At 41.9% G+C, this 13,274-nt stretch carries 16 protein-coding genes; 6 read left to right on the top strand and 10 right to left on the bottom strand.

From position 1 onward, the window contains the following. The first annotated feature begins 11 nt into the window (after window positions 1-11). Both F7731_RS16470 and bshB2 read left to right on the top strand, forming a co-directional pair. Complete coding sequence (locus tag F7731_RS16470; protein WP_151535896.1) at window positions 12-356, top strand: YojF family protein; 345 nt, start codon at window positions 12-14, stop codon at window positions 354-356. A gap of 30 nt (window positions 357-386) precedes the next feature. Beyond that, window positions 387-1,052 (top strand): bacillithiol biosynthesis deacetylase BshB2, encoded by a 666-nt coding sequence (bshB2, locus tag F7731_RS16465; protein ID WP_151535895.1) that lies wholly within the window; start codon window positions 387-389, stop codon window positions 1,050-1,052. A 106-nt stretch (window positions 1,053-1,158) separates the two neighbouring features. Here bshB2 and F7731_RS16460 read toward each other — a convergent pair whose 3' ends face one another. Together F7731_RS16460 and F7731_RS16455 are read right to left on the bottom strand one after the other, a co-directional pair. Next, window positions 1,159-1,611 carry an SRPBCC family protein gene (locus F7731_RS16460; protein WP_151535894.1) on the bottom strand — a complete coding sequence of 151 codons (453 nt, stop codon included), beginning with the start codon at window positions 1,609-1,611 and terminating at the stop codon, window positions 1,159-1,161. A gap of 584 nt (window positions 1,612-2,195) precedes the next feature. Then, window positions 2,196-2,912 (bottom strand): Crp/Fnr family transcriptional regulator, encoded by a 717-nt coding sequence (locus F7731_RS16455; RefSeq protein WP_151535893.1) that lies wholly within the window; start codon window positions 2,910-2,912, stop codon window positions 2,196-2,198. Between the two features lie 254 nt (window positions 2,913-3,166). Here F7731_RS16455 and F7731_RS16450 point away from each other — a divergent pair, with 254 nt between their 5' ends. The 3 genes from F7731_RS16450 to F7731_RS16440 are packed head-to-tail and all read left to right on the top strand — an operon-like array spanning window position 3,167 to window position 5,617. After that, window positions 3,167-3,892, top strand: a complete 726-nt coding sequence (locus tag F7731_RS16450; RefSeq protein ID WP_151535892.1) for an ABC transporter ATP-binding protein — start codon at window positions 3,167-3,169, stop codon at window positions 3,890-3,892. Continuing rightward, a complete protein-coding gene (locus F7731_RS16445) occupies window positions 3,889-4,917 on the top strand; it encodes an ABC transporter permease (RefSeq protein ID WP_151535891.1) in 1,029 nt (342 codons plus the stop codon). Before F7731_RS16450 ends, F7731_RS16445 begins: the two co-directional genes overlap by 4 nt. Before the next feature lie 49 nt (window positions 4,918-4,966). Then, window positions 4,967-5,617 (top strand): TetR/AcrR family transcriptional regulator, encoded by a 651-nt coding sequence (locus F7731_RS16440; RefSeq protein WP_151535890.1) that lies wholly within the window; start codon window positions 4,967-4,969, stop codon window positions 5,615-5,617. A 201-nt stretch (window positions 5,618-5,818) separates the two neighbouring features. Here F7731_RS16440 and F7731_RS16435 read toward each other — a convergent pair whose 3' ends face one another. Further along, the gene (locus F7731_RS16435) at window positions 5,819-6,172 is read right to left on the bottom strand and encodes a YflT domain-containing protein (RefSeq protein WP_151535889.1); all 354 of its coding nucleotides are present in this window, start codon (window positions 6,170-6,172) and stop codon (window positions 5,819-5,821) included. 272 nt (window positions 6,173-6,444) lie between these two features. Between F7731_RS16435 and F7731_RS16430 the strand changes: the two genes are divergently transcribed. Beyond that, on the top strand, window positions 6,445-6,720 hold the full coding sequence (locus F7731_RS16430; RefSeq protein ID WP_151535888.1) for a hypothetical protein: 276 nt from the start codon (window positions 6,445-6,447) through the stop codon (window positions 6,718-6,720). A gap of 78 nt (window positions 6,721-6,798) precedes the next feature. Here the strand turns inward: F7731_RS16430 and F7731_RS16425 are convergent, their stop codons facing one another. The 7 genes from F7731_RS16425 to F7731_RS16395 all read right to left on the bottom strand — a co-directional run bounded on the left by F7731_RS16425 (window position 6,799) and on the right by F7731_RS16395 (window position 13,252). Then, window positions 6,799-7,869, bottom strand: a complete 1,071-nt coding sequence (locus F7731_RS16425; RefSeq protein ID WP_151535887.1) for a PQQ-dependent sugar dehydrogenase — start codon at window positions 7,867-7,869, stop codon at window positions 6,799-6,801. 139 nt (window positions 7,870-8,008) lie between these two features. Further along, window positions 8,009-8,668 (bottom strand): DNA alkylation repair protein, encoded by a 660-nt coding sequence (locus F7731_RS16420; protein ID WP_151535886.1) that lies wholly within the window; start codon window positions 8,666-8,668, stop codon window positions 8,009-8,011. Window positions 8,669-8,775: 107 nt separating this feature from the next. Further along, a complete protein-coding gene (locus F7731_RS16415) occupies window positions 8,776-8,967 on the bottom strand; it encodes a hypothetical protein (protein WP_151535885.1) in 192 nt (63 codons plus the stop codon). 192 nt (window positions 8,968-9,159) lie between these two features. Further along, window positions 9,160-9,597 (bottom strand): hypothetical protein, encoded by a 438-nt coding sequence (locus F7731_RS16410; protein ID WP_246197240.1) that lies wholly within the window; start codon window positions 9,595-9,597, stop codon window positions 9,160-9,162. Window positions 9,598-9,701: 104 nt separating this feature from the next. Further along, window positions 9,702-10,799: a PRK06851 family protein gene (locus tag F7731_RS16405; protein WP_151535884.1), complete on the bottom strand. Its 1,098-nt coding sequence runs from the start codon at window positions 10,797-10,799 to the stop codon at window positions 9,702-9,704. A 246-nt stretch (window positions 10,800-11,045) separates the two neighbouring features. Then, window positions 11,046-11,525 carry a Cys-tRNA(Pro) deacylase gene (gene ybaK / locus F7731_RS16400; protein WP_151535883.1) on the bottom strand — a complete coding sequence of 160 codons (480 nt, stop codon included), beginning with the start codon at window positions 11,523-11,525 and terminating at the stop codon, window positions 11,046-11,048. Between the two features lie 65 nt (window positions 11,526-11,590). Beyond that, complete coding sequence (locus F7731_RS16395; RefSeq protein ID WP_151535882.1) at window positions 11,591-13,252, bottom strand: alpha-glucosidase; 1,662 nt, start codon at window positions 13,250-13,252, stop codon at window positions 11,591-11,593. Window positions 13,253-13,274 lie beyond the last annotated feature (22 nt).

Here is a 13,274-nt window from a genome sequence, read left to right as displayed (position 1 = left end):
GGAGGCCCATCATGGAAGAAGTAATATTTGAACAAGTTCAAAAAGAAATAGACCGTTTTGCTAAAAAAGATGTGTATATCCACTTAGAAACGACAAATGGGGCCTATGCTTCCCATTTTGATAAATCATTTTTCTCTTCTGGGGCTTATATTCGGAATGCTCATCTGCAATATGAGCACGGAAAAGTTATTGGGAATGGTCCATATCGAGTGGGATTAAAACTGAGCTTTGGCTGGGTGTATGCCGAGGGAATTACCCATTTTGAAGTCGACGAAAAAGGGCGGCTTCTTTTAGCAGGGCATGATTTCGATGGCAAGCTTGCTGTAGCGCTGCAAATAGGCGAAACACCGTTTTAACAACTTTTTATAGAAAGGAGAAAAGATGATATGGAAAAAGAAAGACATGTTCTAGTTGTTTTCCCCCATCCGGATGATGAGGCGTTTGGTGTATCTGGAACGATTGCCTCCTATACCGATAGCGGCACACCGGTAACCTATGCCTGCTTGACATTGGGAGAAATGGGACGCAATATGGGAAATCCCCCTTTTGCCACTAGGGAATCATTGCCGGATATTCGAAAAAAAGAATTGCAGGATGCGGCAAATATTCTAGGAATCAAGGATTTAAGAATGCTTGGCTACCGGGATAAAACGTTGGAATTTGAGAATGAGGAAGTGGTGGCAGCGCATATTAGCTCCATCATTAAAGACGTGAATCCTTCCTTAATCATTACCTTCTATCCTGGCTATGCGGTGCATCCCGACCATGATGCAAGCGGTGCGGCGGTCATCCGGGCAGTGAGAGACATGCCTGCTGAAAACCGTCCTAAAGTGCATTGTGTCGCCTTTTCACATAATTGTGAGGAGGACCTCGGTCCAGCAGATGTTGTCAATAACATTTCCGCTTTTGCCGATCGAAAGCTTGCAACGATTAAAGCCCATGTATCCCAAACCCAGATTGTCAGCAGCCAGATCGCGATAAACTTAGAAAATCAAGATCCGGAAGTTGTCGCGAGATTTCATAACGAGCGTTTTTGGACATACAAGTTTTAAAGGGATGGTTGAGGCAGTCGGTTTTAAAGGACCGATTGCCTTTTTAGTACTATTCACTAGTATTTGAAAATCCCGATCCACTTGCTGGATTCCCTTTTTTCTCCCGCTATTGATCTTCACTTTTACTCTCTTCAAGCATGTCCTTTAAATATTCCAACTGAAATCCATCTTCTTTCTTGATCATGTTGACAATAAAACGCTTTGTCATTTTCATGATTAGGCCGCTCGTTTTCACAAATGCGTCCAGCTCCACTTGTGTGCCTTCCTCAATTTCGTGGAAAGCATAAGCATACTCGACAATTAATCCGTTTGAGTTACTCCTCGTTGTAAAGGAGTGGTCCTGTTTAAATCCGACCATTTCAATTTCTGCATTGACCTTCTTTCCCCTTACAGACCGCGTTTCCTTAAATTTTGTCCCTTTGCCGATCGGCCCCTCTGTCAGCTTTTCCATTTTCACGACATTGGGCATAATTTCAGGAGTATTCTCCATGCTCGTTATGTATTGAAATACCTCAGCAATCGGTTTATTAATAATTACACTTGAACGGAACTCTGCCATCCTTTGCACCTCTGTACTATGATTTTTGCTTATATTATACATGAGAAAACGGCGTGATTGCCTTGTTTTATTACTATTCAAGGTTTTAATGGCTAGCGCGGATACTTGGCATTTACCGAAAAGGAGAAAAAGCAGCGCCCTTAGGCAATGGAAGGTCTGTGCTTTTACCGAAAGTGAGAATAGGTGGCGCCCTCGGGCATTGGGAGGGCTGTCCTTTTACCGAAAATAAGAAAAGGTGGGGCTCTCGGGCAATGGAAGGGCTGTCCTTTTACCGAATAGGAGAAAAGGCGGGGCTCTCGGGCAATGGAAGGGCTGTCCTTTTACCGAAAATGAGAATAGGTGGGGCTCTCGGGCAATGGAAGGGCTGTCCTTTTACCGAATAGGAGAAAAGGCAGCGCCCTTGGGCAATGGAAGGGCTGTGCTTTTACCGAAAGTGAGAATAGGTGGCGCCCTCGGGCAATGGGAATGACGGCCATTTACCGAAAAAGAAAAAATAAGGTTCTTTCAGGCAATGAAGCAGTAGTTCTTCTCTAATTAATATAAAAAAGAGCATTGCATTTAAACAACGCTCTCCTCTGGTACCTCTATAATTTATGATGGAAAAGGGAGCAAAATCTGCACCAATCTGAAATGATAATGGTTTTTCCTCTTACTTCAATAATGCCATCTTTTTTAAGCTTAGAGAATACGCGGCTGACGCTTTCTCTTGTCGTTCCTACAAGAGTTGAGAATTCCTGGACAGTAATAGGAAGCTCGATATGCATGCGATTGCAATGATTCGCGCCAAACTTTAAAGCGAGACGCTCTAAAGTTCGAATCGTTTTCATATACACGTCAAGCAGCGCGATGTCTCTTAAAATAGTCGTAAAATCACGAAGCTGTTCGCTCATATAGCGGATCATTTGGACGGCCATTTCTGGAGAGACGAGAAATTCCTGCTCCAAGTCCTTCGTTTTTAAAAAATACAATTGGCCATCCTGGATCATTGTGGCCGTTGCCGGATAGCAAGTCCCCTCCGCATTAAAAAGGCATGCCTCTGCAAAAATTTCTCCCTTTTTCTTTATGCAAGTAATCATTTCATTCCCTTGATTATCCTCCTTCGTTAATTTTACGATCCCTGAATGAACGAAGAAAACTCCCTCTGCTTTATCAAATTCAGAGATAATCTGGTCCCCTTTTTTAAACGCTTTTCTGCTAATTCTTTTATCTAGCAGCTGGACAGACTGTTTCGGGAGATTTTTAAAGATCTCAATTTTCCCAAGAAAATACTCGATATCGGACTGATGTGCTGAATGAGTCATACCAATACACCTCCTCCAAGTCACTTACTTTTCATTCTATCGAAGCAACATGACTGGGTATGTGACTTATCGCACACAAAGCGCCAGATCTCTGGTTCAGAACCGTTTGCTAAATGACATAATTTTATTCAAAAAAATAAAATTGAAGCATATATATAAATAGTGAGTGATTACTCACTTTACAAATGGTTTTATTGTCCGTTAAACTGTTAATGAGTGATTACTCACTCCTAATAAAAAAGAGGTGATTTTCCGTGGGAGAAACGATTGTTTCTATTCAAAATGTATGTAAGGCTTTTGGAAAACATCAAGTTCTGCAAAACATCAGCTTAGAAATAGCTTCCGGTGAAATTTTTGGCCTCCTTGGCCCTTCCGGTGCTGGGAAAACGACACTAGTCAAGCAGCTTGTCGGGCTGGATCTTCCGACTAAGGGAGAGAATTATATTTTTCAAGAGAAAATGCCTAGCCTTAAGCTCGTTGAGAAAATCGGTTATATGGCTCAGTCAGATGCTTTATACGAAGAGCTTTCCGCAAAAGAGAATCTTGAATTTTTTGCCGCCCTTTACGGATTAAAAGGAGCGAAACGAAAGACGCGGATCGTTGAGGTGATGGAAACTGTTTCTTTATCCGATCATCTCAATAAGCTTGTTTCAGCCTACTCTGGCGGCATGAAACGGCGACTCTCGCTCGCCATTTCGCTGTTGCATCAGCCAAAGTTGCTCATTCTCGACGAGCCGACAGTAGGCATTGATCCTGTATTAAGGAAAAGTATTTGGGAAGCATTTTATAAGCTGAAAGAAAACGGCACAACCATTATCGTTACAACCCACGTGATGGATGAAGCCGAGAAATGCGACCGGCTCGGCATGATTCGGGAAGGACAGCTTATTGCGATAGGCACCCCTGACGAATTGAAGGAAAAAACAAATTCTGCAAGCATTGAAGATGCATTTTTAGTATTTGGAGGTGCTGCCCAATGAGGATTACAGCTTTAGTCATTCGCATTCTCCGCCAAATTGTCCGGGATAAACGAACGATGGCTCTGTTAATTTTTGCGCCAATTCTTGTATTGTCGATGCTTTATTTCGTTTTTAACGGAGGAGATTATCAGCCAAAAATTGGTTTAGTCAATCTCCCTGATCAAATCCAAAATCAATTAAATTTAGATAATGCCGAAATTAAACAATATAACTCTACTAGTGAAGCTGAAAAGGATTTAAAAGACCGAGTGATAGATGGATATTTGCTTTTCGAAAATCAGGAACCTTCCGTTTTTCTTGAGGGCAGCGATCCAGGCATGAACGGCTCTGTGCTAAAATGGCTGCAGGATGCGCTGAAGCCTTTACAGCAAAACAGTCCGCAGAAGGACATAAAGGTGGATTATTTATACGGCTCGAGTGAAATGGGTCAGTTTGATTATTTAGGCCCTATCCTATTAGGCTATTTCGTTTTCTTCTTTGTTTTCCTCATTGCTGGCGTTTCCTTTTTACGGGAAAGAACGACGGGAACATTGGAAAGATTATTATCCAGTCCGCTTAGGAAATGGGAAATTGTCACTGGCTATGTAATTGGCTTTGGCATTTTTACGATGATCCAGGCCGCCATTATCGCCTGGTACACCATTTATGTATTAGATATGATGATGGAGGGCGCATTCGGCTATGTTCTGCTGATTACTTTACTCGTCTCTTTTTCAGCGCTGACGTTAGGAACTTTATTATCGTCTTTTGCCAATAATGAGCTGCAAATGATTCAATTTATCCCGCTCGTTATTGTTCCGCAGCTTTTCTTTTCTGGCCTATTTAATGCGGACACGATCTCTAAGTGGCTAAGCTGGATTGGACCATTGACTCCTCTATATTATGCGAATGAAGCGTTACGAAATGTTATGATTAGAGGATTTGGCTGGGATATGATTTACAAAGACTTGCTCATCTTGGCGGGCTTTTCCCTTCTGTTCATGATTCTTAATGTGGCAGCATTAAGAAAGTATAGAAAGCTATAATCTTTCATTTATAATGTAAGGAAGATGTCGAAAAAAGGAGCTGTTCACCATAACTGAGCAAGATTCATTGATTACTCAACTTTTCGATAATGAAGACGAGTTAACAGATAAACAGAAAAAGATTATTATCGCTGCGATTGATTCCTTTTCGGAAAAGGGCTATGCCGCTACATCAACAAGTGAAATTGCGAAGAAAGCGGGCGTAGCGGAAGGGACAATTTTCCGGCACTATAAGACAAAAAAAGATTTGCTGTTAGGCATTGTTGCCCCTACTATGGCTAAGTTGCTTGCCCCTTTTGTCATTAAGGATTTATATAAAGTGCTTGATACAAAATATGAGAATTTTGAAGACTTTCTGAGAGCCATGATTGAAAATCGTGTCGTCTTTGCGAAAAAAAATTTGCCTCTTTTGAAGATCTTAATTCAGGAAATTCCTTTTCATCCCGAGCTGAAGGATCAATTTTTCGAACATATTATTAAAAAGGTATTTGATCGCTATGTGAAAGTAACGGAACATTATCAAGAAAAAGGCCAAATTATTGATATTCCGCCACAGCAAGTCATCCGTTTAACCCTCACAACGATTATGGGCTATCTAATCGGACGATATATTCTATTCCCTAATGCCGATTGGAACGACGAAGACGAAATCGAAGCCACCATTCAATTTCTCATGCGTGGCTTGGGTATCACGGATTAGGTGTCAGACACCTCTCGTGGGCAAAGTGGACAGTTTTTCCATGTGGGGATGGACAGAAAACACGCGTGAATATTAACCCGCTATTTTAACTTCTTAACAAAAAAGAATTGCCCCGCTGCTGTCATGAATTCAAGACAGCAGCGGGAGCAATTCTCTTATTTTTAATTATTCATTGACTGCTAGTTCTACTAAAGATCCCGCTTATGGCGTGCTCCCAATTGTGCCATGGTTTTCAACGAATAATAATATTTTTCCGCGGTCTAGTTTCATTTCATATACATCTGCTTCCTCTTTCGAAAGCCCCATTTCTTGCATTTTATTACGAAGGGTATTACCAGTGCTTTCAAAAAAACTTTTGAGCGCGGTCCCGATTCCTTCTTCCTTCAGCCCAATGGTATTGACTCCTAACTGGCTCGCGATTTCATTTGTACGACCTTTTTCGTGGGCTAGCACATACATATCATCTGACTGTACACCGCTTGATTCAAACGCCTTCACTTCATTGAGGACTTGGACTGCATTATCACATTCTCTAACAATTAGTCTTGTGTTCATTCCTATTTCCTCCTTTTTTGTCTGTCAAGCAAATCTAGCTTTTCGGTTACTCGCGGCAACCTTACTAGTTTTGTACCACCGCATCTTTAGATTTAAACCTTTTTTCTCCGTTTAATTGAATTGTAATCTCTCTGAAATATTTAATAGATTGCATCCTATTTATTTTTAAAAATTATGTTTCTCTCCCTATTAAAAGGGTATAAATATGGAAAATAGAACAGGAGGTGAAAGCAAGCGTTATAAATCCCAATCATTAAAAAGGAGGCTTTACTATGAAACGTGCCTTAAGTATTGGAATGGGATCAGTCATGATAGCAGGGATTGGAGCTTCCGCCGCGGTATGGTTATCTTCTAAACCGAATAGATTAAAAGCAGAAAATTTATTAAGAGATTGGAAGCGGAAAATCATACCTTCTCCTTTAGATAAAAGTAATATACTTCCAGTAGAAAAGGCGGGAAACCCGCATCCTCAAGATATTGAAGACAATGCGATGGTTAGTGAAGGGGCCTTGTATTCGGTGAAGTATTATAATCAGAAGATGCAGTAATTACGAATGGCTTTAGGTGAAATGTCCGTCATGACTCTTATGACGGACATTTTGCCGAATTCCCCAAGCTTTTTCCTCCTACTGTGCAGATAATTCAACACGATATAGCTTATCATCCTTCTCAAGCGGATTTCCCCGCCCGTCTGTGTTGTTGCTAATGAAATAGAGGCTGTTGCCCTCAATAAATACATCTCTTATGCGGCCAAGCCCTGTTATGATTTCCCTTTGCTCTTTCGTTTGCGGGTTAAATTCAATTATTGCGTTTCCTCTTAAGGCGGCCACGTAAAGTTTGCCGTTAGCGTAAGCCATTCCTGAAGGCGCCCAAGTGTTGTTAGCTCCAGACGTAAATAGCGGTGATTCTATAGCTGCTTTTTTCTCTATCCCTTTAATAACCGGCCAACCGTAATTTTTTCCCGCCTGTATTAGGTTGATTTCATCATTGGCTGATGGTCCGTGCTCGCTTTCATAGAGCGTTCCTTCAGAAGTCCAGGCAAGACCTTGCGGATTCCGGTGGCCAAAGCTATAGACATAGGAGTTAGGGACTGGATTGTCATCAGGAATTGAACCGTCTACATTCATTCGTAAAATTTTCCCGCCTAATGATTGAAGATCCTGTGCGATTTCGGGATTCGTTGCGGCATCCCCTGTTGTGGCATAGAGTTTGCCGTCTGGTCCGATTTTCATCCTGCCTCCGTGATGATATTGGCCGCTCGGAATTTTATCGACAAGCAGACGCTTCTCTTTCCATACACTATTCTCAAGCTGAAGCACGACAATTCGGTTAAATTGGCCCGACGAATCCTTATAAGTGTAGTAGGCAAAGGCTTCATTCGTTTGTAAAAAGTCAGGCGTAAGGACAAATCCTAAAAGCCCCGCCTCCGCGGCCGTTGCCAGTTCTTTTTCCAACATGACCTTTTGTCGTTCCCTTTTCCCATCTTCTATTTTTACGATGGATCCCGGTCTTTCCGTTAAGTAGAAGATTTCACCAATCTGTGAAATGGACCAAGGAATATGCAGTTCATCAGCGAGAACCTGAAGCTCTGACAATTGGACACTTGCTTCCTTATCCTCTACTTCCCTTTTTTCTTCATTTGAGCACCCTGCAGCAACTATAACTGCAAGAAAAATAAAAGCTAATAAACGGGCCATTCCGCTTCTCCTTCCGAATCTACTATTAACCCTATTTTCGCCAGTTCATTACAAGCTTTAAACCTCGCGTAAATAAATTTGTCGGCCAATTTAAGGCATTTGTCAGCAAGTTCAATCGGTTTGTCAGCCAATTAACCTATCAAGAAATATATTTACTCCCCTCCCTCACACTCAAGCTCGGCAAGGAAGTCGATTCAATGAAGCTCTTGACAGAGTCAGGGTTGGTTTTCGAGTATTCTCTTAACGCCCAGCCAATCGCTTTTTGGATAAAAAACTCTTTATCTTCTTTATTTTGCCGAATATAGCGGTAGAGGAGGTCCTCATCTGTTTTCTCTTTATATTTAAGCTGAAAAAGTATAGCTGTTCTGCGGAGCCAGAGATGATCGCCATAAGCCCAGCCTTCGATAGATTCCGCAATGACTTCTGGGTTCTTGGCAGCGATCGCCCCCACCGCTTTCGATGCAAGCAAATCTACCGTATCCCACCACGGCCTTGTTTGAATCAGCTGCTCGATTAAAGGAAGGTACTGCCTGTCCAGCTTTTTCAGAAACCGCTCCAAATAATCCATTGCTGCATACTGGTATTCCCTTTCCTCCTTATCCCAAAGAGCTGTCACAAAGTCTGGCTGAAATTCCTGTTTTAGCACACCGCTTTCCTGAAAAAATTGCTTCATTAAAGCTTTTCTTTCCGGTGATTTGATGCCAAGAAAACGGAAGTGGTTTTTCATGTAATTTTCCATTGGGACAGCTTTTTCTTCATCCCGATTCTGTTCAAAAAGATCAATTAATAATTGGATCATTTTATCGCTCCTTATTCATTTTCATATATTCTAGCATCTTCTAACCATATGAAAAAAGGGCATCACCGCGCTCAAAAGCAATAGCAGTCATACCCTTCTTAATAATGTTAAAATGGTCCGTCCGAATGGTCATTTTTCGCATTATGCATATACGATTCAACATAAGCTCTTTCCGATTCTGACACATGCTTCTGATTTTCCTCTTGGTCGAAGCCTTTGCCATTTTTCTTATTCCACCAATCAATTAAAACGCCAATGCCAAGCAATGATACACAAAGGATGATCAGGAACCACATCATCTTTCATCACTCCTTTGTATAATTTTAACATTTTTCAGAAATTAATTGTAGCCTAAGAAAAGCAAAAGACGAACAATTGATAGTTCGCCTTTTTTGTTTCCTAATAGTATTCCTATTTTTAAAGTGTCCACCCCAAAAAAATAAATTTATCACACTGTCCACGGTCGGTGTCTGACACCTAGAAGCAGACACCTAGAAGCATCGTAAGTGGTAGATTCTGCGGATGTCTGTGCCCCAGTATACCCAGCGGTTTTGTCTTCTGCTCCAGCGCCAGCCAGCAACAAAGTTCCTTCCTATAGATACTGGATAGAACCAGAAGCTACGGCCACTGTCCAGCCAAACATGAGTAAAGCGGTACAAGCATCTTCTTATCGAAGCCAGTTCAACTGCATAAGGGGTAAAGGACTGAAGCATTTGCGGAATAAAGGCAGGTGGAGGCGAAGATGGCGGTCCTCCTAGCTGCCCTCCCGACGGATATCCCGGTTGAAACCCTCCTGGTGGAGGCGAAGGTGGCGGTCCTCCTGGCGGAAATCCTGGAGGGCCAAATCCTCCACCAGGAAATGCTCTTTCATCAAAAGCAGGCTGATTTACATGTAAGGGCAATGAATAAGGGTAATTTCTAATATCCATTTATTTAACTCCTCCTCATTTAAGCTCCCTTTAATGTATGCAAATCGCCTATGTTGGGTGTTTAGCAGTATCAATTGTTTTGTTTGTTACATAGCCAATCGCCATTATGCCTTTTCAGTCAGTTGTAGAATTTCCGCGCGGATATTCTTTCGCATTTGATCAACTTTCGTAAAATCCATGGCCTCTATATAAATTTTCTCTAATGCCTCCCGCTGCGCCTTCGCCCGGGCTAAATAGGTAATGGCTTCCTTCATTTTAGCTTTATATTGCCCGCTAATTTCTGATATTTGTTCGGCAAAAATCTCATCCGTGCCTGGAGTGACCGTGATTTCGTACGTATCAATAATTTCATCTCCCGCCCGGTCTGGAAAATATTCGTGCGGACTTGTGCTATCAAAAATGGCAAGACCGAGCTCACGGAAAATTAGCATATCAAGGCTATGAGGGTCGAATCCGCAATGGTAAATTTCAATATCAATCCCGCGTTCCTCCGCCTCCGCCGCTAATGCTCTCAGCAACGTCGATTTCCCCGTCCCTGCACGGCCTTTTAGAAAGTAACGCTTTGACAGTCCTTCTGTTAAGTTTTGAACAAAATCAACGGCGCCTAGCGGAGTGGCCGCTCCAAGGAAGCGATGCTTAATATCAGAGGATTTATTCAAATGCATATTTCCGAAGAATTTCTTTAGTAATTGTCTTTTGAGCTGATCGGCTTTCGTAAAGTCCATATTTTCAATATAAACTTTTTCCCATTTATCATGTATTTTAAGCGCTTCTGCTAAACGGCTATAAGCTGTTTCAAAAGAAAGACTCACCTGCTGATTAATTCGCGTAATGTCATCCTTCTGTTCTGTCAACGCTTCTCGGTTCCATGCCTCACCAAGATTTACATATTCTTCAATGGCACCAGGCGTTTTCGGTTCAATTACATGTGGAGCTGTCCCGTCGACAATTCCTACTTTTAGCGCAGGAATGATCACTCCATCAATCGAGTTGTTGTCTGACGAGCAATGAATATACTCAATATCATATCCCTTTTCCGCCCATTCCGCTCCAATCGCTTTCATGAGTGAAGACTTTCCCGTTCCAGGACCGCCTTTTAAGATGAATAACCGTTCAAGCCCTTGTAGGTTTGACTCGAACAAGCTGTAAAAACCACGTGCTGTATTTCCGCCACCAAAGTAATTTAAAATTTTTCCAGCCACAATTACACGTCCTTTCCCGTTCACTTGCCTAATTTATCTTCATCTTTACCATATGCTAAATGAGGGGAATGGGTGAAAGCCTACTTAGGGAATTGTTTTCGCTTTCCACGGACAGGCCGTTAAAAAGTAGAGATTCAGTAGTCGAGGTTTCCTTTCGGACAGCTTTCTCCTCTTTGGCACTTTCCTGCCCAAAAAAAACCACGGAACTCAAAGTCCGTGGCAGAATCCCTATTCCTATCAACCATTTTAATCCTTACAAATATCTGCTAGCTCAGCTTGAATAACATTGGTCAGATCCTCGACGGCCAGCTCGACCTGAATCCCAATTTTCCCGCCGCTGACTATGATAGTTTCAAGCTCCAAAGCCTGTTTATCAATAAAGCTTGGATACTGCTTTTTCATGCCGATGGGTGAGCAGCCGCCGCGGATATAGCCCGACAGCTTTTGAATATCTTTGACCGCAATCATTTCTATCTTCTTTTCGCCGGCTGCCTTTGCCGCCCTCTTTAAATCTAGCTCTGCCTCCACTGGAATGATAAATACATATATTTGCTTGCTGTTTCCATGAGCAACTAGAGTTTTATACACTTCCTGCAGATCTTTTTGGATCTTTTCGGCGACAGAGACGCCGTCAATTTTTCCATCTTGATTTTCATAAGTGATCAATTCATATCGTACTTTTTTCGAATCGAGAATGCGCATTGCATTTGTTTTCCCTTGAGCCATGTTCAGTACTCCTTGTCAAAATGTTTCCTTTATTTTACCACTTTTACTTGGAGGTGAAAAAGTGTTTAAATCAGATAGACACGTGCCTCATAAGGCTTTAAAGCTAGTGATGATGTTGGCTCGTGAGGTTGAACTGTGTAATTATGCAGAAGGAGCTGTTCCGAGCTCACACGTAATTTCCCCATCCTAAAATAGGCATCCCGTACAGATAAATTCGTTATAACGATTGCTTTCTCACCTTTAAATGTGCGTGTATAAGCGTAAATTTGCTTGTCTTTTTTCTTCAATAAATCATATTTTCCATTGATAAACACTTGATGCCTTTTCCGCAACTGAATCATTTTTCGATAAAAAGAAAGGACAGATCCATCATCCTGCAACTGCGCCTCAATATGAATGTTTTTGAAATTTGGATTGACCTTTAACCACGGCTGGCCTGTTGTAAATCCCGCGTTAGCCTTGGCTGACCATTGCATTGGTGTACGGCAATTGTCCCGTGAAGAAGCCCTGATGAGTTCCATTATATCCTCATGATCTATGCCTTCACTTTGATTTTTCTTATAAAGATTTTTCGTTGCCACATCATTAAAATCCTCAATTGAAGTAAATGGAACATTTGTCATACCGATTTCTTGTCCTTGATAAATAAATGGTGTCCCTTTCATGAAGAAATACATCGCTCCAAAGGCAGTGGCACTTTCCCGCCAATATAGCCCATCATTTCCCCAAGTTGACACAATACGCGGTTTATCATGATTTTCGAGGAATAATGCATTCCAGCCATCGTTTTCCAAACCCTTTTGCCATTTTGTCATCACCTTTTTTAATTCAACAATATCCAATTCTCGTTTATTTTCAACAGGGTCCCAAAGGCCGAGATGTTCAAACTGAAAGATCATATTCATCTTCCCGTGCTTAGACCCTACCCACAGGTTTGCATCCTCGACCGATGCTCCGTTTGCCTCCCCGACCGTCATGACATTTGTGCGTCCATAGGTCTCGTTTTTGAACTCCTCTAAAAAGTCATGAATTCCTTCTTGATTCAGATGCATAGGAAAGGAAGGGACATATTTCAACTTCTTCCGGTTAGGAAGATCGGGAAGGCCAGCCCGCTTTTTAATATGGCTAATGGCATCAATCCGAAAGCCATCAATCCCCTTATCGATCCACCAATTGACTATTTCGTAAAGGGCATCGCGAACCGCTTTATTTTCCCAATTTAAATCAGGCTGCTTTACTGAAAAAATATGAAGATAATATTGCTTTGTCTTCTCGTCGTACTCCCAAGCCGAACCGCCAAAAATACTTTCCCAGTTATTCGGTTCACGGCCGTCTTTTCCATCACGCCAAATATACCAATCTCTTTTCGGGTGATCCTTCGAAGAACGGGATTCAATGAACCAAGGATGCTCATCACTCGTATGATTGAGCACAAGATCAATGATCAGCTTCATTCCCCGGTTATGAACCTCGTCAAGCAGCTGATCAAAGTCGTCCATTGTGCCAAAATCATCCATGATCTCTTTATAATCCGCAATATCATAGCCATTATCATCATTCGGGGATTTAAACATCGGACAAATCCAAATGGTATCTACCCCTAAGCTCTGAATGTAATCCAACCTTTGAATGATCCCTTGAATGTCTCCAATCCCATCCCCATTGGAGTCTTGAAAGCTCCGCGGATAAATTTGATACACAATCGCTTCCTTCCACCATTCCTTCATGCCGCAGGACCCCCCTATTATT

It is taken from the genome of Cytobacillus depressus (genome assembly GCF_008923245.1).
Lineage (GTDB): Bacteria > Bacillota > Bacilli > Bacillales > Cytobacillaceae > Cytobacillus > Cytobacillus depressus.
Note: the sequence above shows the minus strand (reverse complement) of the source record. Positions and strands in the feature narration are given on the sequence as shown.

Coding starts and splice junctions, on each gene's coding strand:
- F7731_RS16470 (WP_151535896.1), top strand. CDS start 12: ATGGAAGAAGTAATATTTGAACAAGTTCAAAAAGAAATAGACCGTTTT.
- bshB2 (WP_151535895.1), top strand. CDS start 387: ATGGAAAAAGAAAGACATGTTCTAGTTGTTTTCCCCCATCCGGATGAT.
- F7731_RS16460 (WP_151535894.1), bottom strand. CDS start 1,611: ATGGCAGAGTTCCGTTCAAGTGTAATTATTAATAAACCGATTGCTGAG.
- F7731_RS16455 (WP_151535893.1), bottom strand. CDS start 2,912: ATGACTCATTCAGCACATCAGTCCGATATCGAGTATTTTCTTGGGAAA.
- F7731_RS16445 (WP_151535891.1), top strand. CDS start 3,889: ATGAGGATTACAGCTTTAGTCATTCGCATTCTCCGCCAAATTGTCCGG.
- F7731_RS16435 (WP_151535889.1), bottom strand. CDS start 6,172: ATGAACACAAGACTAATTGTTAGAGAATGTGATAATGCAGTCCAAGTC.
- F7731_RS16430 (WP_151535888.1), top strand. CDS start 6,445: ATGAAACGTGCCTTAAGTATTGGAATGGGATCAGTCATGATAGCAGGG.
- F7731_RS16425 (WP_151535887.1), bottom strand. CDS start 7,869: ATGGCCCGTTTATTAGCTTTTATTTTTCTTGCAGTTATAGTTGCTGCA.
- F7731_RS16420 (WP_151535886.1), bottom strand. CDS start 8,668: ATGATCCAATTATTAATTGATCTTTTTGAACAGAATCGGGATGAAGAA.
- F7731_RS16415 (WP_151535885.1), bottom strand. CDS start 8,967: ATGATGTGGTTCCTGATCATCCTTTGTGTATCATTGCTTGGCATTGGC.
- F7731_RS16410 (WP_246197240.1), bottom strand. CDS start 9,597: ATGGATATTAGAAATTACCCTTATTCATTGCCCTTACATGTAAATCAG.
- ybaK (WP_151535883.1), bottom strand. CDS start 11,525: ATGGCTCAAGGGAAAACAAATGCAATGCGCATTCTCGATTCGAAAAAA.
- F7731_RS16395 (WP_151535882.1), bottom strand. CDS start 13,252: ATGAAGGAATGGTGGAAGGAAGCGATTGTGTATCAAATTTATCCGCGG.